This window comes from Azorhizobium sp. AG788, from assembly GCF_943371865.1.
Lineage (GTDB): Bacteria > Pseudomonadota > Alphaproteobacteria > Rhizobiales > Xanthobacteraceae > Azorhizobium.
Genome location: NZ_CALRWL010000016.1, coordinates 87,942 through 107,591, shown reverse-complemented (window position 1 = coordinate 107,591; position 19,650 = coordinate 87,942). Strand labels below are relative to the sequence as shown.

Sequence of the window (19,650 nt, the reverse complement as noted above, 5' to 3'; positions counted from 1 at the left end):
GCGCGTGCTCTCCGATTTCACCCTCTCCCGCTTGCGGGGGAGGGCAGGGTGGGGGCCGCGCGGCAGCGCGGAATGTCCGGGCACAACCATAAGGAGCAGGGCCTGACGCCTGGCATTGCCATATAAAGTCATACCCTCTCCCGCATGCGGGGGAGGGTCGTTGCGTTCAAGGACCGCGTTGCACGGGAGGCGCGTTGATGGGCCATGAGGACAAGCCGCGCGCCTCGCCGGAGGCGCTGCTGGCCAAGGCCGAGCGGGAAGGTAAGGGCAAGCTGCGCGTGTTTCTCGGCGCCGCCCCCGGCGTGGGCAAGACCTACGCCATGCTCCAGGCCGCCCAGGCGGCCAAAGCCGGCGGCACCGACGTGGTGGTGGGCATCGTCGAGACCCATGGCCGCCGGGAGACCGAGGCCATGGTGGAGGGGCTGGATGTGCTGCCCCGGCGCCCGATCCATTATCGCGGCCATCTGGTGCCGGAATTCGATCTGGAGGGCGCTTTGGCGCGGCGGCCGAAGCTGCTGCTGGTGGATGAATATGCCCATTCCAACGTGCCCGGCAGCCGCCATCCCAAGCGCTGGCAGGATGTGGAAGACCTGCTGGAGGCCGGCATCGATGTCTGGACCACGCTCAACATCCAGCATCTGGAGAGCCTGAACGAGGTGGTGCAGCGCATCTCCGGCGTGCGGGTGCGCGAGACCGTGCCGGACACCGCCGTGCAGGAGGCGGACGAGGTGGTCATGGTGGACCTGCCGCCGGATGAGCTGCTCAAACGGCTCGCCGAAGGCAAGGTCTATGTGCAGGACACCGCCGCCCGGGCGATCGAGCGCTTCTTCAAGCCCACCAATCTGACCGCCTTGCGCGAACTGGCGCTGCGGCGGGTGGCGGCGCGGGTGGACGACGACCTGGTGGAGCACATGCAAGGCGGCGCCATCGAGGGGCCATGGGCGGCGGGCGAGCGCATCCTGGTCTGCGTCGGGCCGGACGCCTCGGCCCAACGGGTGGTGCGCGAGGCCAAACGGCTGGCGGACATGGCCGATGCGCCATGGTTCGCGGTCACGGTGGAGCGTCCCGGCACGGTGATGGATCTGGCCGCCCGCCAGAAGGTGGATGCGGCGCTGCGCCTGGCCGAGAGCCTCGGCGCCGAGACCCGCTCGCTGGTGGGCAGCGACATCGTCGACGAGGTGCTGCGGGTCGCGAAATTCGAGAATGTGACGCAGATCGTGGTGGCGCGCGCCCGTCCGGCGCGGCTGTCGCGCCCGTTCGTGCGCACCCTGGCGGATGCCTTGGTGCGCGAGGCCAGCGGCATTGCGGTGCATGTGGTGACCTTCGGCAGCGAGACCGACGAGGGGGCGACCACGCGCCGGCTGCCGCCGGTGGGCCATCTGGACGGCTATGTGGCGGCGGTGATGGCGGTGTCCGTCGCCACCCTCCTCGGCGAAGTGCTGACCCAGCATGTGGCCCTGCCCAATGTCTCCATGATCTTCCTGCTGGCGGTGCTGATCCCGGCGCTGCTGTTCGGGGTCTGGCCGGCGGTGTTCGCCTCGCTGCTGTCGGCGGTGGCTTATAATTTCTTCTTCATCGACCCGATCTACACCTTCACCATCGCCCGCCCCCATGAATTGCTGGCGCTGTTTATCTTCCTGGTGATCGCGGTGCTGATCTCGGCGGTGGCCGGGCGGGCGCGGGAGCAGGCCAAGGCCTCCTCCCAGCGGGTGCGGGCGGGGCGACGGCTCTATGAATTCACCCGCAAGCTCTCCTCTCTCGCCGGTCCCGGCGATATTGCCGATGGGGCCGCCTCCGAAATCCACGCCATCCTGGCGCGGGCGGCGGTGGTGCTGGTGGCGCCCAATGGCGAACTGAACCTGGCCGCCGCCTGGCCGCCGGAGGACCGGCTCGACACCGCCTCGCTCAGCGCCGCGCGCTGGGCCTATGAACGCAATGAGCCGGCTGGCGCCCGCACCGGGACGCTGCCCAGCGTGCCGTGGCTGTTTCTGCCGCTGCGGGCGCGGCAGGGCTGCATCGGCGTCATAGGCCTGGAATCCTCAGCCAGCCAGGGCGCGCTCGACCCCGAGGCGCGGGTGCTGCTGGATGCGCTGGCGGACCAGACCGCCTCGGCCCTGGAGCGCGCCGCGCTGTCGGGGGAAATGGCCAATGTGCGCAGTGCGGCGGAAGCGGAGCGGGTGCGCAACATCCTGCTGGCCTCCATCAGCCATGATTTCCGCACCCCCTTGTCCTCCATTCTCGGGGCCGCCAGCAGCCTGATGGAATATGGCGAGCGCATCGATCCCGAGCAGCGGCGGGATCTCCTGTCCCAGATCCGCGAGGAGGCGGACCATCTGGACGGCATGGTGCGCAACCTGCTGTCCATGACCCGCCTGGAGGCGGGCGCCCTGGACCTGCGCCGCGACTGGGTGGATCTGGGCGAGGTGCTCAACCAGGCGGTGGCCGCGGCCCGGCGGCGCGGCGCCATCCAGCATATGGTGGTGACGCTGGAAGACGACCTGCCTTTGGTGCAGGCGGACCAGATCCTGCTCAATCAGGTGCTGGCCAATGTGGTGGGCAATGCGGTGCGCTATGCGGGCGCCGCCGCCAAGATCGAGGTGGCGGCGCATCGCATCCCTGGCGCCATCGAGGTGTCGGTGACCGACACCGGCCCCGGCATTCCCCCCGCTTTGCTGGACCATGTGTTCGAGAAGTTCGTCCGCGCCGCCTCGGATCGGGCCGATGGCGGGGAGGGGGCCGGGCTCGGCCTTGCCATCGCCAAGGGGATCGTGGAAGCCCATGGCGGCACCATCCGCGCCCAGAGCCCGGTTCCGGGGCACGGCACCGGCGTGCGCATTTCCTTCGATCTGCCCGTCAGCTTAGAGCGCGACCCGATCAGATTGACGCGATCCGATCGGGGAATCGCGCTCTAATATATTGAGAGAGAACGCGTTATCCGATCAGCTTGCGGTGCAAGCTGATCGGCGCGTGCTCTAGGAGATATCGCATGATGGATCAACGCATCCTGGTGGTGGACGACGAGCCGGCCATCCATCGCTTTCTCCAGCCGGCGCTGGCGGCGGCGGGCTATGCGGTGGCCAAGGCGGAGGACGGCGCCAGCGCCCTGCGCGAGATCGCCACCTATCCCCCCGATGCGGTGGTGCTGGATCTCGGCCTGCCGGACATGGACGGCAAGGAGGTGATCCGGCGGCTGCGGCAATTCTCCAAGGTGCCGGTCATCGTCCTGTCCGCCCGCGACCGGGAAGCGGAGAAGATCGAGGCGCTGGACCTGGGCGCGGATGATTTCGTCAACAAGCCGTTCGGGGTGGGCGAACTCATGGCCCGCATCCGTGCCGCTCTGCGCCAGCGGGCGCCGGAGAGCAATGTCGAGGCGGTGCTGCGGGTGGGGCCGGTGGAGATCGACCGTCCCCGCCATCGGGTGACGCGGGACGGGGTGGAGGTGAAGCTCACCCCGAAGGAGTTCGACCTCCTGGTCTATCTCGCCCGCCATTCCGGCAAGGTGCTGACCCATCGCCAGATCCTCGGCGCGGTGTGGGGGCCGGCACATCTGCACGACACCCAATATCTGCGGGTCTATGTGGGCCAGCTGCGCCAGCGCCTGGAGGCCGAGCCCACCGCGCCGGCCCTGATCCTGACCGAGGCCGGCATCGGCTATCGCATGGCGGAGTAGGGGGCGGGAGCGGGAAGAGGCGCCTCAATTCCTGCGTGATTATGTGTATAGTCGCGCCATGATCTGCGCTGAATGCCCGCGTTGCCGCCGCCGTTCCATTCTTGGAAAGCCCTCGGCCGAACTCACCATGGAACCGGATGCCGAAGTGACGCCCGCCGCGCGCCTGCGCTGCGATGTCTGCGGCAGCAAGGACGTGCGCATCATCACCTTCACCTCGCCCATCGAAGCGGTGCGGTTCGTGAACCAGCGTCCGGGCTGAACGTCCGGGGCGAGGGGCCGGTATCCGGCTGTCCGTCCGGCGGGAGTGAGGTGGGCGTGTGTCCGTTTGGGCGCCCTGGACCTTTTCTAGCGTGACCTCGGCAACTCAATGACGTTTGTGACGTTGTTCCATCGTGTATCATACGACTGGAACCCCAATGGCTTTGTCCGAGAAATCCTCTTCCGACGTGACCCCTCCGTTCGGCTCCCACGGTGCTGCCCAGCTCCCGGGCGTCGAGGTCACCAGCTATAATCTCGAGGTCAAGGACAAGGACGGCTTCGTCGGCGACAAGGCCAACGGCAAGGCTTTCCGGGCGTCCATCCGCGATTGGCGGGTCCATCTGCGGGACATGGGCAAGGACCCGTTCGAGGAGGATCTCGACGCCCACATCAGCAAGAAGAAGCTCGACAAGTTCCTCGCGGAGGGCGACGCGGATGCGGCGGCGGTGGTGCAAGGTGCCATCGAGGATTTTGCGGGGAACTTCGCGCATGTGGTGAAGACATTTACGTCACAAAAGGCCTGGCGCGAGGTCACCCACATCGTCGTTGGCGGCGGCCTCATGGAGGCGCGGGTGGGTGAACTGGCCATCGCCCGCGCCGGCGCTTTGCTCCGCGCGGCAGATAAAAAGCTGGAAATCCAGCCCCTGCGCCACCACCCCGACGAGGGCGGCCTGATCGGCTGCCTGCATCTGGCGCCGTCCTGGATCTTCTCCGGCTATGACGGCATCATCGCCGTGGACATCGGCGGCTCCAACATCCGCTGCGGCATGGTGCGCCACAACGCCAAGAAAGACGCCAATCTCAAGAAGGCCGATGTCTGCGAGCTCGACCTGTGGCGCCATGCGGATGAAGACCGTCTGGGGCGCGAAGAGGCGGTGGACCGCCTGGTCAAGATGATCCGCGGCCTCATCGCCAAGGCCGAGGCGGACAAGATGGCGGTGGCTCCCTTCATCGGCATCGCCTGTCCCGGCATCATCAATGCCGACGGCAGCATCGAACGGGGCGTGCAAAACCTGCCCGGCAAATGGGACAGCGACCATTTCCACCTGCCCGAGCGCATCCGGGAGGCCATCCCCAGCATCAGCGGCCACGACACCATGGTGGTCATGCACAATGACGCCGTCATTCAGGGCTTGAGCGAGCGGCCGTGGATGGCCGACGTGCCAAACTGGGCGGTGCTGACCATCGGCACCGGCCTGGGCAACGCCAGCTTTCACACCCGAGACTGAAGGCAGACCGAGCGCGGGCATGGTCCCGCGCCGGCTTTCGCGCTAGGAGAGGCCGCCGCTTCCCGCCGGACCGAGGGGGCAGCGGTCTGGCTTTGGCTGCGGGGATCTGCGCGACATGGTGAATATCAACCCGAATGGCCTGCTGCCCAAGCGCATCGCCGTCACCGGCGGCGCCGGCTTCGTCGGCTCGCATCTGTGCGAGGCGCTGCTGGCGCGCGGCCACGAAGTGTTGTGCATCGACAATTTCTACACCGGCGCCCGCAGCAATGTTCAGAATTTGCTGACCCATCCGCGGTTCGAACTGATGCGCCACGACATCACCTTCCCGCTCTACATCGAGGTGGATGAGATCTACAATCTGGCGTGCCCGGCCTCGCCGGTGCATTACCAGTTCGATCCGGTGCAGACGCTGAAGACCAGCGTCATCGGGGCCATCAATACGCTGGGACTGGCCAAACGGTTGCGGGTGCCCATCCTCCAGGCCTCCACCTCCGAGGTCTATGGCGACCCGGAAGTCCATCCGCAGACCGAGGACTATTGGGGCAACGTCAATCCCATCGGCCCGCGCTCCTGCTATGATGAAGGCAAAAGGTGCGCCGAGACGCTGTTTTTCGACTACCATCGCCAACACCAATTAGCGATCAAAGTGGTACGGATTTTCAATACCTACGGCCCTCGGATGCACCCCAATGACGGGCGCGTGGTCTCCAATTTCATTGTCCAGGCGCTGCGGGGCGAGGACATCACCATTTTCGGCGATGGCTCGCAGACCCGGTCGTTCTGCTATGTGGATGACCTTGTGCGCGGCCTGATCGCCATGATGGAAAGCCCGCGCGAGGTGGTGGGGCCCATCAACATCGGCAACCCGTCCGAATTCACCATCCGCCAACTGGCTGAAATGGTGATTGAACTCATTGGCGGATCGTCCCGGATCGTGCAGCGACCTTTGCCGCAGGATGATCCCAAGCAGCGCCAGCCGGACATCACCCAGGCCCGCGACACCCTGGGGTGGCTCCCCACCATCGCTTTGCGCGAGGGGCTGGTGCGGACCATCAGCTATTTCGACACCCTTCTGGGGACGGGAGCCATGCCCATTCCTGCGCCTTCTGCCTAGGCTGGCGGTAAGAATAACCGCTTGATATGAACCGCGCAGGGAGCGGACATGGAGCAACTCGTTCTCGAATGGTCACTGCCCATTGGCTTCGGGCTGTTCGGGCTGTTTTTCCTGTATCTGCAACGGATCGGCATCGAGGCCGGCCACTGGGGCGCGGCCTTCATTCTGCTGGGAATCGGCTACGGCATCACCATCTGCCGTATCGAGAACCTGTCGGTGATCAAGCCGGTGGTCGAAGATAGCTTCCTCCTGCTCGGCACCTATGTCATGGCCAGCGGTGTCGCCCGCCATTTTCACGCGCCGGGGCATCGCAGGCTGCGTGCCGCGATCGTCGGCGCGGGGGTCGTGGCCGCGGCCGTCTCGGTGGGTATCTTCGCGAGCGTGCGCGTGGAGACGACGCTGGTGCAAGCCGCTTGCGGTTTGCAATTGGTGGTGGCCCTTGGCGCCTCCTACGGTCGCTGGCGACATGCCGGCGATCGTCTGCTCTATGGCGCCTTCCTCACCGTGGCCGCTGCGCTTTTGATCCAGAGCGGGATCTTCTTCGTCTTCAGCATTGAGGGGGGAGCGCCCAACGAATGGCAAGAATCGATCTGGGGCTTCATCTTCAAGGTGACCGGGGCGGCGCTCGGAGTCCTTCTCAGCTTCGCCATCCTGCTTGCCGTGTGCATGAACATCATTGAACGGCTAAGGTCGGTGTCGCACCTCGACCCGCTCACGGGCGTCCTCAACCGGCGCGGCTTCGACGAAGCCTGCGCCCGCCTCGTTGCTCAGATGCCCACCCATGGAATGGCGACCGTCACCATTGTCGACATCGATCACTTCAAGACAGTGAACGACAATTTCGGCCATCAGTTCGGCGATGAGGTGCTGCAAGCGATTGCACGTGCGCTGCTTGCGCAGTGCGGTGTGACAAGCTGCGTCGGCCGATTGGGTGGCGATGAATTCGCGTTTTTTTCCGCCACCCGCAATGTGGCTGCCGCAACGTCCATGGCCGAGGCGGTCCGCGGCGCTTTCCAGGAAACGGTCGCCCATATGGTGGCTGGGCTGGATGGCGCCGACGCGGGGCAGCGGGTCAAGATCGCGCCACTGCCGACCGCGAGCCTTGGCATTGCCACGATCGTGCCGGGTCAGGCGATCGCCTCGGCCATCGCCCAGGCGGACCGGCTATTGTACGACGCCAAGCGCGAGGGGCGCGACCGCGTCGTCGCCACACCGGCGCGAGCGGCCGGTCACGATCTGCCATCGCGCAGGGAACCGCGTTCCGAGCGTCACAATTGATGGCGCGTTTCCCGGCGACTCACGCTGCGCGGAAACGATTGAACTTCTGAGTTTGTGTCATTCCAATCGCGCAAACCGCTTGGCAGCGCGCGCGAAGATCCGTTGTACCCGCGCACATGCGTTGATAACCGCCCGCGAGAAGTCCTGGGGCGGATGCCAACGGCCACTCACCGCCGCACGGAACCCGCGGGTTCCTACAGCCGTTCAAGGCGACACCGATCAATGTCGGGAGCGAAGTTGTCAGGCTGCGAAATGGGCCAGCTTGGTGTTCATCACCGGGACCATCTGCGGGGGCACCACCATCCCGTGGCTCACCAACGGGAAATCGCCCAGCAGCAGGCCGTCTTCATCCAAGGCATAAACCGCAAGACCCGCAGCGTAATGTTGATCGCAGTCGGCGATCTCCATCGCAAGGTCAAGATCGAAGCAAACGGTATCTGGCTCAGCAATGACGGCGCCGGATGAGGTGCGCAAGTAAGCCTTTACCAGGTAAGCATGGGCAGCGTAACCAAGAGGCATGGTACTGTTCCCTGACCTGGGACGTCGCGTTCCCCCGAACGCAAGAGACAACCCAGGATTTCGAAACCATAGCCGCGGTGGAACGATTGGGCTACTGCGGATCCATATCAGAACGGATGCAAATCGCGCCTCGAAAGGGACCGGATGGGTAATGTCTTCCTCTCCGACCTGATCCTGCTGGTCGGGTCCGCCCTTGTCCTGCTGGGTACGGTTTCAAGTCTGCTCGCGGCGCGGTTCGGCGCGCCGATCCTGCTGGTGTTCCTGCTCGTCGGCGTGCTCGCGGGCGAATCGGGGCCAGGGCAGATCCACTTCGCCGATTATTGGGCCACGTATCTGGTCGGGTCGGCGGCCCTCTCCGTCATCCTGTTCGACGGCGGCCTGCGCATGCGGGCCTCGACCATGCGCGGCGCCCTGGCGCCGGCGGTTCTTCTGTCCACCGTGGGGGTGATCTTCACCGCCGGTCTGGTCGCGCTGGCAGCGGTGCCGCTGCTGGGACTGGGAGTGTGGGAAAGTCTTCTGGTGGGCTCGATCGTCGCTTCTACCGACGCGGCGGCGGTGCTGTTTTTGGTGCGCGCGCAAGGGTTGCGGCTCGGGCGCAGGATGGGTGCGGTCATCGAGATCGAGTCGGCGACCAATGATCCGGCTGCCGTCTTCCTGACCGTGACGTTGGTGGAACTGATCGCCTCGGGGGCGGGAAGTCCCGGCTGGGCACTTTCTGCGGGAATGCTGCAGCAGGTCGTGCTTGGCGCAGCCATGGGCGTTGCCGGCGGTTTCGCCATTGCGTTCGTGCTGAACCGGCTCGATCTGCCCAGTGGGCTGCACCCCGCCATGGTGGTGGCATCGGCGATCCTGATCTACGCCGCAACCGCGCTGGTGCACGGGTCCGGTTTCCTGGCGGTCTATCTCGCCGGGCTGGTGCTGGGAAACCGTCCTGTGCGGGCCATTGCGGCCATTACCAGCTTTCATGACACCGTGACGTGGCTGTGCCAGATCGTGATGTTCGTGATGCTGGGGCTGCTGGTATCGCCTGCGCACATGGTGCAATTTCTCCCGCCCGCGCTGGGCATCGCGGCCTTCCTGATGCTGGTGGCGCGTCCCGCGGCGGTCTTCCTCTGCCTATGGCCTTTCAGCTTTTCCTGGCGGGAGAAGACCTTCGTGTCCTGGGCGGGGCTGCGCGGGGCGGTCTCCATCTTCCTCGCCACAATTCCCATGCTGGCGCAACTGCCGGGCGCGGAGGTTTATTTCAACGTGGCCTTCGTCGTCGTGCTGGTGTCCTTAATCCTGCACGGCTGGAGCCTCGTGTTCGCCGCCCGCAAGCTTGATGTGGCCTTGGCCGAGCCGCTGCGCGAGACGCGGCGCTTTGAAATCGATCTGCCGGGCCAGAGCGAGCACGAACTGGTCGCCTATCCGGTGACCGGCGACACCCTGGCGATCAGCTCCGGCCTGCTCCCACCCTGGGCACGCCTGGTGCTGGTGGTACGCAAGGGGCAGGTGCTGACGCCGGAGGAAGCGGGCGTGCTGCACAATGGCGACTATGCCTATCTGCTGGCGCCACCCCAGCGGGTGCATCGCCTCGACCCGCTGTTCATGGTGGAGGAGCGTACCCGGAGCGACATTGTCGCCGGCTTCCCGTTTGGCGGGGACGTGCGGGTGGGCGATGTCGCCGAACTCTATGGCCTGGCGGTGCGGGACGAGGATCGTCTGCTGACCATTGCGGACGCCTTCGCCGACCGCACCGACGAACGGCCGCTGCCGGGCATGCGCTTTCCCCTTGGGAATGCGGCCATGGAGGCGCTGACGGTGACCGAAGGGCGGGTCAGCCACGCGGCGCTGCGGTTCGAGACCGTCGGCGGCACGCGGGCGCAGGGGTGGGTGCGCCGCATGCGCCGGAAACTGCGCCGCCTCCCGCACGAGGAGGGGGAGGACGGCGGGCCCGCGGTATGACCTTCGGGTTTTGCCGCCGTGCTGACGTTTTCCCGGTGTGGCATACGCGCCGGTTTTGAATCGGTGCTGTGACGTCTCCGGCAGCCGAGGGAAAGAGGAAGGACGGACTTCATGGTGCGCCTGTTCATGCGCAGCCGCGGTGCCGGGGCTGGTCCCGAGCAGCGGGACGCCACCCGCGCCCTTGCCGAAATGACGCGCCGCCTCCTCGACTTGGAGGAGGAGGCCACCGTCTCGGTGAGCGAGATCGCATGCGGGGATCCGGCCTGCGGTGGCGCGGAGACGGTGGTGCTGGTGATGCGGCCGGGACAGCGAACCCAGGCCGCGAAGGTGCTGATGCCAGTTGCGAACGTGACCGAAGCGGATCTCCTGGCGGCCCTGAAGCCGCTGGTGGAACTGGCGCGCGGAGAGCTGTAGCGCTGGAATCTTCGCTGCGCGGCATCGGCTTTTGCATGCGGGGACTTCACCTGCGGCGCAACTTGATCTAGTCGATAGCCGCATGTCTGCGACCCTTGCTTCCCTGGCGGCGGCACCCGCTGCCCGCCCGCTGAATTCCATCTATGCGGCCCTGCCCACCACCATCTTCGAGGTGATGTCGGGGCTGGCGCGTGCGCACGATGCGGTCAATCTCGGCCAAGGCTTCCCTGACGACCCAGGCCCGCTGGACGTGCGGCAACGGGCCGCCGACGCAGTGATCACCGGCTGGAACCAGTATCCGCCGATGATGGGCCTTGCCGATCTGCGCACGGCCGCGGCAGCGCATTACCATCACTGGCAAGGGCTGGACCTGGACCCCGAGCAGGAAGTCATGGTCACCTCCGGCGCGACCGAAGCACTGGCGGGGGCGCTGCTGGCGCTGATCGAGCCAGGCGACGAGGTGGTGCTGTTCCAGCCCCTGTATGACGCGTATCTGCCCCTGGTCCGGCGGGCCGGGGGTATTCCCCGCCTGGTGCGCCTGGAGCCGCCAAGCTGGTCGATCACCGCGGAGAAGCTCGCGGCTGTGTTCTCGCCCCGCACCAAGCTGGTGTTGTTCAACAATCCGCAGAACCCGACCGGCGTCGTGCATTCCCGGGCCGAGATGCAATTGGTGGCGGACTTCTGCCTGCGCTTCGACGCCATCGCCCTGTGCGACGAGGTGTGGGAGCATGTGATGTTCGATGGCCGGCGCCACCTGTCGATGATGGCTCTGCCCGGCATGCGTGAGCGCACGGTGAAAATCTCGTCCGCCGGCAAGATCTTCGGCATGACCGGTTGGAAGGTGGGGCTGGTGTTCGCGCCCCCCGAACTGATGCGGGTTCTGGGCAAGGCACACCAATTCCTGACCTTCACCACGCCGCCGAACCTGCAGGTGGCGGTTGCCTACGGACTGGGGAAGGACGACGCCTATTTCGAGGCGATGCGGGCCGGTCTCGAACGGTCGCGCGATCGGTTGGCCAAGGGCCTGTCGGACCTTGGCTTTCCCGTGCTGCCAAGCGCAGGCACCTATTTTCTGTCGGTGGATCTGGCCGCCATCGACCCGAGCCTGGATGACGAGGCCTTTTGTCTCGACCTTGTGAAGACCCATGGCGTGGCTGCGATTCCAGTGTCGGCTTTCTATGCGGAGGATGCGGTCCGCTCAGTGGTGCGCTTTTGTTTCGCAAAGCATGATGCGACCTTGGATTGCGCCCTTGAACGGCTCGCCCGGGCGTTACCTAACGGCATTTAAGCGGCTACCGTTAAATAGAGGCGATTTGCCTAACGAGTGGGCGTTTTTGTGCCCCACATGGCGCTAAAAACCACCGCTAACCATATAAAACCTGTTCGCGACACGCCTAGGCAAGGTGTAGCCTCGCCGATGTGACGTAGGGTGCGAACAGCGCGCCTTGGGGCGGTGCTGTCGGGCGAGGTACTTCATGGCCGAAGTGAGGCGCACAGGGCGCTGGCGGATCTTTGCGATGTTCTTCGTCCTGGCGGTGATCGTCGGGGCAGGGTGGACGTGGACCCAAGGCCTGTGGGGCGCGCGCGCTGGCAGCGCTGCCAATGCTCGGGTCGCGCAGGAACGCCGTTCCCCGGTGATGGTGGCCACCGTTCAGGAAAAGCCGATGCCCCTGCGGGTGGAGGCCCTGGGCACCGTGGAGCCCATGGTCACGGTCACCATCCGCTCGCGTGTGGCCAGCCAAGTGGTCAAAGTGGCCTTCGAAGACGGTTCGCCGGTGAACAAGGGCGACGTCCTGTTCGTCCTGGATGCCCGCGAGGTGGACGCACAGATCCTCCAGGCCCAGGCTACGCTGGCCAAGGACAAGACCCAGCTTGAGAAGGCCGTGCGGGACATGGACCGCTATATCGGTCTTGCGTCACGCAATGCGGTCTCGCAGGTGCAGGTAGACGATGCTCGCACCACCGTGGATGCGCAAAAGGCCACCGTCGAGCAGGACGAAGCCAATGTGCAGGCGCTGAAGGTTCAGCGCAGCCATTATGAGATCCGCTCTCCGGTCAGTGGCCGGATCGGCGTCGCTGCGGTGCGTCCGGGCGCTGTCATTCGCATGGACGACACGCTGGCCACGGTGCGCCAGATCAAGCCCATTTATGTCGCCTTCGGGGTGCCCGAGCACTATCTGACCGAGGTCCGCGCCGCAGAGGCCGGCGCGCAGGTCCAGATCACCCTCCAGGGCCGCAATGAGACCATCACCGGCGGCAAGATCGCGGTGATCGACAACACCATCGACCCCCAGACCGGCACCTTGATGGTACGGGCGCTGTTCGACAATGCGGACGAACGCTTGTGGCCGGGCACCTTGGGCAGCGTCTCGGTGACGTTGCGCATGGAGAGCGGGGTTGCCTCCGTTCCCGCCGAAGCGGTCCAGAGCGGGCAGAACGGGACGTTCGTGTTCGTGGTCGACAAGGATGTGGTTCACGTTCGCCCGGTCACCGTAGCCCGCAACGTGGACGGAATGGCGGTCATTACCGCTGGGCTGAAGGGCGGCGAGGTTGTGGTCACTGACGGTCAGCTGTCCCTGCGTGATAACGGGAAGGTCAATATCAAGGGCAATGCCCCCACCGCCGCCGCCGGGAGTTGAGCCATGTTCCCGGAGCTGTGCATCCGCCGACCGGTCATGACCACGCTGATGATGCTGTCGCTCATCATTGGCGGGTTGTTTGCGTACCGGCTGCTGCCGGTGGCGGCGCTGCCCCGGGTGGATTTTCCCACCATCAACATCAGCGCCAGCCTGCCGGGCGCCAGTCCCGAGACCATGGCGACGGCGGTGGCGACCCCCATTGAGCGGCAGTTGGCGACCATTTCCGGCATCACCTCGCTGACGTCGTCGAGCACCCAGGGCTCCACCTCCATCACCATCCAGTTCGATCTGTCGCGCAACATCGACGATGCGGCCCTGGACGTGCAGTCGGCGCTGTCGGTGGCCCAGCGGCAGTTGCCGGACGAGATGACCACGCCGCCCAGCTTCCGTAAGGTCAATCCCGCCGATGCGCCGGTGATCCTGCTGGCGGTGTCGTCGGCCACCTTGCCGCTGTCCACGGTCAATGAGTATGCGGACACCATCATCGGCCAGCAGATCTCGCAATTGCCCGGCGTCGCCCAGGTGCAGATCTATGGCACGCAGAAATATGCGGTGCGCATCCGGGTCGACCCCGCCGCCGCCGCCGCCCGCAACATTTCAGCGGCGGATATCCAGACCGCCATCCAGGCGCGGGCCTCAAACACGCCCATCGGTCAATTGTCCGGACCCAAGCAGAGCCTGACCATCGACATGGGCATCGCCAAGGCCGATGCGGATGTCTATCGCCGCATGGTGATCGCCTTCCGCAACGGCGCGCCGGTGCGGCTGGACGAGATCGCCAGCGTGACCAATGGCGTGGAGAATGAGCGCGTCGCCTCCTGGTTCAACGACGAGCGCTCCATCGTGCTCGCGGTGGTGCGTCAGCCCGATGCCAATACGGTGGCGGTGGTGGATCAGGTGCGCGCCCACCTGCCGCAATATCGCGCCCAGGTGCCCGGTTCGGTCAATATCGAAGTGCTCAACGATCGCTCCTTCTCCATTAGGGAAGCGGTGGGCGATGTCCAGAAGACCTTGATGGAAGCCATCGTGCTGGTGGTGCTGGTGATCTTCCTGTTCCTCCGCAACGTGCGGGCCACCATCATTCCCTCGCTGGCGCTGCCCATTTCGATCATCGCCACCTTCGGCGTCATGTGGGTGCTGAATTTCTCCATCAACAATATGACGCTGCTGGCCCTCACCTTGTGCGTGGGCTTCGTGGTGGACGATGCCATCGTGGTGCTGGAGAATATCTACCGGCACATCGAACTGGGCGAAAAGCCCTTCGCGGCAGCCATCCGCGGCTCGCGCGAAATCGGCTTCACCATCATTTCCATGACGCTATCGCTGGTGGCGGTGTTCATCCCGGTTCTGTTCATGGGCGGCGTGGTGGGGCGGGTGTTCCGCGAATTCGCGGTGACCATTTCCATCGCCATCCTGGTGTCCGGCTTCGTGTCGCTGACGCTGACCCCCATGCTGTGCGCCCGCGTGCTGAAGGAGGTCGACCACAGCAAGCGGCCGAACATCGTGTTCCGCTTCACCGAGCGGATGTTCGAGGCCTGGCTGGCCGGCTACCGGCACTCGCTGGATTTCGTGCTGCGTCACCGCTTCATGATGCTGGTGGTCACGCTGGCCACCGTGGTGATTTCCGGCGCCCTCTATGTGGTGATCCCGAAGGGGTTCTTCCCGGTGGAGGATACCGGCTTCATCACCGCGACAGTGGAGGCAGCCACCGACACCTCCTTCGACGCCATGGTGGATCGCCAGAAGCTGGCCACCGACGCCGTGCGCGGCGACCCGAACGTCGCCTATCTGATCTCCACCGCCGGGGCGACCGGCGTCAGCCGCACCACCAACACCGGGCGCATGTTCATTGCCCTGAAGCCGCGCGGCGATCGCCAGCTCAGCGCCTTCCAGGTGATCCAGCAACTGCGCCGCCGCACCGCCCAGATCCCCGGCGTGAACGTGTTCTTCCAGCCGGTGCAGAACATCAATATCGGCGGCGTGTCGTCCAAGAGCCAATATCAGTACACGCTGCAAAGCTCCGACACGGCAGCGCTCTATGCCGCCGCGCCCGATATGGAGCGGCGCATCGCCGAACTGCCGGGCCTGCGCGACGTGACCTCGGACCTGCAGATCTCCAATCCGCAGCTGACCATCGATGTGCAGAAGGACAAGGCGGCGGCGCTCGGCATCACCGAGGAGCAGATCCGCAACGCCCTCTATACCCAGTTCGGCACCCGTCAGGTGGCGACGCTCTACACCAGCTCCAACCAGTATGCGATCATCGCCGAGGCGCAGTCGCGGTTCCAGAAGGAAGCCTCGGACCTCAGCCGGGTCTATCTGCGCACCACCAGCGGTACGGTCGTTCCGTTGGAGACGGTGGCCACCATCCGCCGCACGGTGGGCCCGCTTCAGGTGGCGCACCAGCAACAGCAGCCGGCGGTGACCATCTCCTTCAACCTGGCGCCGGGCACGTCGCTGGGCCAGGCGGTGGAACAGATCTATGCCGCCGAACGGGCGGCGAGCCTGCCGGCAACGGTCACCACCGGCTTCCAGGGCACCGCCCAGGTGTTCCAGGATTCGCTGAGCAACCAGCCGCTGCTGATCGTGGCGGCGGTGCTGGTGATCTATATCGTGCTGGGTGTGCTCTATGAGAGCTTCATCCATCCCGTCACCATCCTGTCCGGCCTGCCGTCCGCGGGCATCGGCGCCCTGCTGACGCTGATGGCGTTCGACATCGAACTGTCGGTGATCGCGCTGATCGGCATCGTCATGCTGGTGGGCATCGTGAAGAAGAACGCGATCATGATGATCGACGTGGCCCTGGAGCGCCGTCGCCAGGGCGTGGAGGCGCTGGATGCCATCCGCGAGGCGGCCTTGCTGCGTTTCCGCCCGATCATGATGACCACTTTGGCCGCCATCTTCGGCGTGTTGCCCATCGCCATCGGCGCTGGCGCCGGATCGGAACTGCGCCAGCCGCTGGGTGTGGCGGTGGTGGGCGGACTGCTGCTGTCGCAACTGCTCACGCTCTACATTACCCCGGTGATCTACCTGTATCTGGATCGCCTCGACCGCATCGTCAGCGGAGCCATCGCCGGCGACGAGACGCCCGCCACGCCGCACGAGCGTCCCGCGCCCGCGGAATAAGCGCGGCGCGGCGTCGCGCCGGCCGACCCCCCATCCCCTTTGTCCATGCCGGAGGCCGGCGGCGTCCGCATGCGTTGCGTGCCCGTGTCACTTGCACGGACGCGCTTCGCATTGATTTGTCGAATTGCATGTATTACTCAGAATATAATGAGGGAAGTTCAGTATTGAATCGCTCTAAAGTGAGGGCGGAGCTTGAGTATCGTGTGAAGTCGCACGATGATGATTTGGAGTCGTTCAAATGACCAAGCATGACCATGACTCTACCGCTTGGGAGCCTGAGCAGAAGACGCGGGCGGTCCCGGTTCTGGACGAGAAGATGGACAGTCGGGATCTGTTTTCGGACACCCGCGTCATCACCATCGCGCACGGATCGCAGACCTACCAATTGCGGCTGACCTCGCAGAACAAGCTGATCCTGACCAAATAGCGCGTGGGCGTGGGCTGCGGGGTGTGGGCGCTACGATCAACGTCCTCGATCTCAGGATCACTCCTTCCTGAACGCCGATGGCGATGGCATGCATCGCTCGGCCGAGGGCGGAAGGACCCATGCGGGCAGGAGGAGGCGTAAGCGGAAGAGCGTAAACCGGTGCAGGGGCCGTATTCTCCCGGCGTGAGTCGGCGAGTCCAGGCTTGGCCGGGTTCGAACGATAGGCCGCTAGCCGGTGGAAACCCGCGCGGGGCAAGGCCTTCGCGCATCGCGGCAGCGCCATGGCGGTGGGCCATCTTTGCGCCACCTTTCCCCTGCCTTTGCCGCGCGGGCGTTTCTGCTATTGTCCGCGCCAAAATCGACCGGATCCGCATCGCACATGGCCATATCCGCACCGGCGTCTCACCCGCGTCGGTCCTTCGCAGTTGAACTCGCCCGCCGGCTTTCAAGCGGCCTCGACATGGCGGCGGCAAGCCATGTGCGCGCCTGCGCACTTCTGGTGCTGGTGTCCCTGGTCGCCTTTTTGCCGGGCTTTGCCTCGATCTCGCCCATCGACCGGGATGAGGCGCGCTTTGCCCAGGCCAGCAAGCAGATGCTGGAGAGCGGCAATTTCATCGATATCCGCTTCAAGGAGGACGTGCGCTACAAGAAGCCGGTGGGGATCCACTGGCTCCAGGTGGCCAGCGTCTCCCTCGGCGAGGCGATTGTGGGCCCCTCTGCGCGGACCACAATTGCATTCTACCGCCTGCCGTCGCTGCTGGGCGCCATCGGCGCCGTGCTCCTGACCTATTGGGCGGCGCTGCCGTTCGTGTCCCGCCGCGGTGCGCTGCTGGCTGGAGGCATGATGGCCACCTGCGTGCTGCTCGGGATCGAGGCGCGGCTGGCCAAGACCGACGCCATGCTGCTGTTCACCATCCTGGCCTCCATGGGCGCCCTGGCGCGCGCCTATCTGGCGCGGGAGCGCGGGCGACCGGTGTCGCGGTTGGACGCGGCGATTTTCTGGACCGGCCTCGCCGTGGGCATCCTTATCAAGGGGCCCATGGCGCCCCTGTTCCTGGGCCTCACCATCCTGCCCCTGGTGGTGGTGGAGCGCTCCGGGCGCTTCCTGCTGGGCCTGCGGCCACTTCCTGGTATCCTTTGGTGCCTGCTGCTGGTGCTGCCTTGGTTCGTGGCGATCTATTTCGTCACCAATGGCGCCTTCTACAAACTGGCCGTCGGCGTCGACATGCTGGGGAAGGTGACGGAAGGGCAGGAGGGCCATTGGGCACCGCCCGGCACCTACCTGCTGCTGATCTGGGGCACCTTCTGGCCATCGGTGGCGCTGGCGGTGATGGCGCTGCCGTTCGCCTGGCGGGCCCGGCGCGAGCGGGCCGTCACCTTCCTGATCGCCTGGGTGGTGCCGACCTGGATCGTGTTCGAGATCACCGCCACCAAGCTGCCGCACTACGTGCTGCCGCTCTACCCGGCGCTGGCCATTCTCACCGCCTTGGCGGCAGAGCGGGGCGAACTGGACAAGGTGGGGCGCCGGCTGCGGGACTTCGTGTGGTTCTGGCCGACCCTCGGCGTGGCGCTGTCCATCGGGCTGGCGGTCGGCTTCTATTATTTCGGCCAAGGTTTGGCGGCAGCGGCGTGGCCGGTGCTGGTGCTGGCGGTTCTGCTTCTGGTGCTGGCGGCGCAGTCGGCAGCGTCTGTGGGGCCTGTGGCCGCGTTCCTGGTGGCGGGGCTGGGGGCTCTGGTCCTTTATACCGGCGTCTATCATGCCATCGTGCCGCATCTGCGGTCGCTGTGGATCTCCGAGCAACTGGCCGCCATCGCCCGCGACAGCGGATGCCCGGCGGATCGCATTGCGACCGTGCCCTACCAGGAGCCAAGCTTGGCGTTCCTGGCCGGCACGCAGATCCGCTTCACCGATCCGTCCCAAGCCGCCGACCTGCTGAAGGAGGGCGGCTGCGCTTTGGCCTTTATCGGCAAGCCGATGCTGCCGCTGTTCGCGGCGCGGGCGCAGGCCGTTGGGCTCAACGCCCAACTGGTGGGGCAGGTGGATGGCTTCGCCTATAATGGCGGGCGCCGGCAGGAGATCTCCGTGTTCCGCAGCCAGGAGCCGGCCCGTTGAGCGCGGGGGAGGCCAAGGCGCTTGCCCAGGGGCAGGGGCTGGTCCACCGGCTGGTACGCGACGCGTGGGGGGCCGTGACCGGATTGTTTGCGGCGCTTGAGGTGCTGCGTCGACGTCCGCGGCGGGGTGTCGTGCCGCGCATTCGTCTCGACGGCATCGTGGAACTTGTCGCGCTGTCTATTCTGGTGTGCGGGGTGGCTGCGGCGTCCATGATTCTGGTGGACCCGCTTATTCCCGGCCTGCGGGCGCGGGTGCCATTGGAAGTGGTGCGTTTTTTTGAGCGGGTCACCGATCTCGGTTTGGGCTCGGTGGTGCTCTGGCCGCTGGGGCTGGCGCTGCTGGTGACGCTGGGGGCGATGCCATATCTGGATCCGATCCGCCGCCGGGTGGCCGCGGCCGTGGCGGCGCGCCTTGGCTTTGTCTTCACCTGCGTGGTGGGGATCTCCCTGCCGGTGCTGGTGATCAAATATGTGCTCGGCCGGGCTCGTCCCAGCGCGGCTTTGGCTCTGGCGGGACCACATGCACAGCTGACATTTGACTGGTTCGCCATGCGACCCAGCTATGCCAGCTTTCCCTCCGGGCATAGCACCGTCGTGTTTGCGGTCGCGGTGGCGCTGGCGGCACTGTATCCCCGCGCGCGCTGGCCCCTCATGGCGCTGGCGGTGCTGGTGGCCTCCTCGCGGGTGGTGCTGGGGTCGCACTATCCCAGCGATGTCCTGGCCGGGGCGGCGCTGGCCACGGCCTTCACCTTGTGGATGGTGAAGGTCTTTGCCGCCAAGCGCCTGGTCTTTGCGGTCGCCGCCGACGGCACCATTGTTCCGAAGGCGGGGCCGTCCATGCGGCGCATCCTCGCTTTGTTTTCCTCCTCCCACCGGGACCTGGGTCTCGAAGAGGCACGATCTTGACCTCCACCTCTGCC

The 19,650-nt window shown here is 65.8% G+C and carries 15 protein-coding genes; 14 read left to right on the top strand and 1 reads right to left on the bottom strand.

Annotated elements, in window-relative coordinates:
- Positions 1–197 precede the first annotated feature (197 nt).
- The 6 genes from AAG816_RS11960 (at position 198) to AAG816_RS11935 (ending at position 7,549) form a co-directional block, all read left to right on the top strand.
- Positions 198–2,912 carry a sensor histidine kinase KdpD gene (locus AAG816_RS11960; protein ID WP_341989848.1) on the top strand — a complete coding sequence of 905 codons (2,715 nt, stop codon included), beginning with the start codon at positions 198–200 and terminating at the stop codon, positions 2,910–2,912.
- 74 nt (positions 2,913–2,986) lie between these two features.
- Positions 2,987–3,670: a response regulator gene (locus tag AAG816_RS11955; protein WP_341989847.1), complete on the top strand. Its 684-nt coding sequence runs from the start codon at positions 2,987–2,989 to the stop codon at positions 3,668–3,670.
- 127 nt (positions 3,671–3,797) lie between these two features.
- Entirely contained in the window at positions 3,798–3,929 is a 132-nt protein-coding gene (locus AAG816_RS11950; RefSeq protein WP_341989846.1) for a hypothetical protein, read from the top strand.
- 157 nt (positions 3,930–4,086) lie between these two features.
- Positions 4,087–5,157, top strand: a complete 1,071-nt coding sequence (locus AAG816_RS11945; protein WP_341989845.1) for an ROK family protein — start codon at positions 4,087–4,089, stop codon at positions 5,155–5,157.
- Positions 5,158–5,272: 115 nt separating this feature from the next.
- Positions 5,273–6,271, top strand: a complete 999-nt coding sequence (locus tag AAG816_RS11940) for a UDP-glucuronic acid decarboxylase family protein (protein WP_341989844.1) — start codon at positions 5,273–5,275, stop codon at positions 6,269–6,271.
- Positions 6,272–6,319: 48 nt separating this feature from the next.
- Positions 6,320–7,549 (top strand): GGDEF domain-containing protein, encoded by a 1,230-nt coding sequence (locus AAG816_RS11935; RefSeq protein WP_341989843.1) that lies wholly within the window; start codon positions 6,320–6,322, stop codon positions 7,547–7,549.
- A 240-nt stretch (positions 7,550–7,789) separates the two neighbouring features.
- Here AAG816_RS11935 and AAG816_RS11930 read toward each other — a convergent pair whose 3' ends face one another.
- Positions 7,790–8,068 (bottom strand): hypothetical protein, encoded by a 279-nt coding sequence (locus AAG816_RS11930; protein ID WP_341989842.1) that lies wholly within the window; start codon positions 8,066–8,068, stop codon positions 7,790–7,792.
- A gap of 144 nt (positions 8,069–8,212) precedes the next feature.
- Here AAG816_RS11930 and AAG816_RS11925 point away from each other — a divergent pair, with 144 nt between their 5' ends.
- The 8 genes from AAG816_RS11925 (at position 8,213) to AAG816_RS11890 (ending at position 19,636) form a co-directional block, all read left to right on the top strand.
- Positions 8,213–10,012, top strand: a complete 1,800-nt coding sequence (locus tag AAG816_RS11925; protein ID WP_341989841.1) for a potassium/proton antiporter — start codon at positions 8,213–8,215, stop codon at positions 10,010–10,012.
- 111 nt (positions 10,013–10,123) lie between these two features.
- On the top strand, positions 10,124–10,426 hold the full coding sequence (locus tag AAG816_RS11920; protein ID WP_341989840.1) for a hypothetical protein: 303 nt from the start codon (positions 10,124–10,126) through the stop codon (positions 10,424–10,426).
- A gap of 130 nt (positions 10,427–10,556) precedes the next feature.
- On the top strand, positions 10,557–11,714 hold the full coding sequence (locus tag AAG816_RS11915; protein WP_341989853.1) for an aminotransferase: 1,158 nt from the start codon (positions 10,557–10,559) through the stop codon (positions 11,712–11,714).
- Between the two features lie 187 nt (positions 11,715–11,901).
- Positions 11,902–13,065 (top strand): efflux RND transporter periplasmic adaptor subunit, encoded by a 1,164-nt coding sequence (locus tag AAG816_RS11910; RefSeq protein WP_341989839.1) that lies wholly within the window; start codon positions 11,902–11,904, stop codon positions 13,063–13,065.
- A gap of 3 nt (positions 13,066–13,068) precedes the next feature.
- Complete coding sequence (locus AAG816_RS11905) at positions 13,069–16,191, top strand: efflux RND transporter permease subunit (protein ID WP_341989838.1); 3,123 nt, start codon at positions 13,069–13,071, stop codon at positions 16,189–16,191.
- Positions 16,192–16,429: 238 nt separating this feature from the next.
- Positions 16,430–16,618, top strand: coding sequence for a hemin uptake protein HemP (locus tag AAG816_RS11900; protein ID WP_341989837.1), 189 nt, complete (start codon positions 16,430–16,432; stop codon positions 16,616–16,618).
- 460 nt (positions 16,619–17,078) lie between these two features.
- Entirely contained in the window at positions 17,079–18,731 is a 1,653-nt protein-coding gene (locus AAG816_RS11895) for a glycosyltransferase family 39 protein (protein ID WP_341989836.1), read from the top strand.
- On the top strand, positions 18,728–19,636 hold the full coding sequence (locus AAG816_RS11890; protein WP_341989835.1) for a phosphatase PAP2 family protein: 909 nt from the start codon (positions 18,728–18,730) through the stop codon (positions 19,634–19,636). The genes AAG816_RS11895 and AAG816_RS11890 overlap by 4 nt, the downstream gene beginning before the upstream one ends.
- The last annotated feature ends 14 nt before the right edge of the window (positions 19,637–19,650 follow it).

What these genes read in the sequence shown, in the direction of transcription:
- AAG816_RS11960 (WP_341989848.1), top strand. Translation starts at nt 198, where the DNA reads ATGGGCCATGAGGACAAGCCGCGCGCCTCGCCGGAGGCGCTGCTGGCC.
- AAG816_RS11955 (WP_341989847.1), top strand. Translation starts at nt 2,987, where the DNA reads ATGATGGATCAACGCATCCTGGTGGTGGACGACGAGCCGGCCATCCAT.
- AAG816_RS11950 (WP_341989846.1), top strand. Translation starts at nt 3,798, where the DNA reads ATGGAACCGGATGCCGAAGTGACGCCCGCCGCGCGCCTGCGCTGCGAT.
- AAG816_RS11945 (WP_341989845.1), top strand. Translation starts at nt 4,087, where the DNA reads ATGGCTTTGTCCGAGAAATCCTCTTCCGACGTGACCCCTCCGTTCGGC.
- AAG816_RS11940 (WP_341989844.1), top strand. Translation starts at nt 5,273, where the DNA reads ATGGTGAATATCAACCCGAATGGCCTGCTGCCCAAGCGCATCGCCGTC.
- AAG816_RS11935 (WP_341989843.1), top strand. Translation starts at nt 6,320, where the DNA reads ATGGAGCAACTCGTTCTCGAATGGTCACTGCCCATTGGCTTCGGGCTG.
- AAG816_RS11930 (WP_341989842.1), bottom strand. Translation starts at nt 8,068, where the DNA reads ATGCCTCTTGGTTACGCTGCCCATGCTTACCTGGTAAAGGCTTACTTG.
- AAG816_RS11925 (WP_341989841.1), top strand. Translation starts at nt 8,213, where the DNA reads ATGGGTAATGTCTTCCTCTCCGACCTGATCCTGCTGGTCGGGTCCGCC.
- AAG816_RS11920 (WP_341989840.1), top strand. Translation starts at nt 10,124, where the DNA reads ATGGTGCGCCTGTTCATGCGCAGCCGCGGTGCCGGGGCTGGTCCCGAG.
- AAG816_RS11910 (WP_341989839.1), top strand. Translation starts at nt 11,902, where the DNA reads ATGGCCGAAGTGAGGCGCACAGGGCGCTGGCGGATCTTTGCGATGTTC.
- AAG816_RS11905 (WP_341989838.1), top strand. Translation starts at nt 13,069, where the DNA reads ATGTTCCCGGAGCTGTGCATCCGCCGACCGGTCATGACCACGCTGATG.
- AAG816_RS11900 (WP_341989837.1), top strand. Translation starts at nt 16,430, where the DNA reads ATGACCAAGCATGACCATGACTCTACCGCTTGGGAGCCTGAGCAGAAG.
- AAG816_RS11895 (WP_341989836.1), top strand. Translation starts at nt 17,079, where the DNA reads ATGGCGGCGGCAAGCCATGTGCGCGCCTGCGCACTTCTGGTGCTGGTG.